Source organism: Romboutsia sp. 13368, assembly GCF_018336475.1.
Taxonomy (GTDB): domain Bacteria; phylum Bacillota; class Clostridia; order Peptostreptococcales; family Peptostreptococcaceae; genus Romboutsia.
This window is the reverse complement of sequence record NZ_CP048741.1, coordinates 1,295,898-1,296,266: the sequence shown is the minus strand read 5'-3', so window position 1 is coordinate 1,296,266 and position 369 is coordinate 1,295,898. Positions and strand designations below refer to the sequence as shown.

Genomic DNA, 369 nt, shown 5'->3' with positions numbered 1-369 from the left:
TATATTATTTTAACCCWATWATATTTTTAGATAATTCATTAATACTATCAGATAGAGTTTGCAGCTTTCCTTCAATCCTTACAAGTAAATACATACTAAGGGCAATAGGAAAACCAACAGACGCTATAAGAGTCTGTAAATCTGAATTCATAAAAACACATCCTTTCAATAACATAAAAGCTATGCAAAGGCTGRGGGGTCCTAAGCATAGCTTTTTTTATTTTGAGCAACRGATATATCCTCGCTCCCGNAGTTTCAGTAACAACTACTTTAGCATCAACACTAGATACTAAATCAAGTCCATTTGGAGCAAATATATTTTTAGCTACTATTAACTCCATAACTTCTTTTATCTCATCCTCTGTTATA

At 31.9% G+C, this 369-nt stretch carries 2 protein-coding genes; both read right to left on the bottom strand.

The genetic code is table 11. The features are described from left to right. Positions 1-4: 4 nt before the first annotated feature. The gene (locus G3997_RS11650; protein WP_296644050.1) at positions 5-151 is read right to left on the bottom strand and encodes a YvrJ family protein; all 147 of its coding nucleotides are present in this window, start codon (positions 149-151) and stop codon (positions 5-7) included. Continuing rightward, a complete protein-coding gene (locus G3997_RS05270; RefSeq protein WP_442971254.1) occupies positions 96-341 on the bottom strand; it encodes a DUF2922 domain-containing protein in 246 nt (81 codons plus the stop codon). Before G3997_RS05270 ends, G3997_RS11650 begins: the two co-directional genes overlap by 56 nt. Positions 342-369 lie beyond the last annotated feature (28 nt).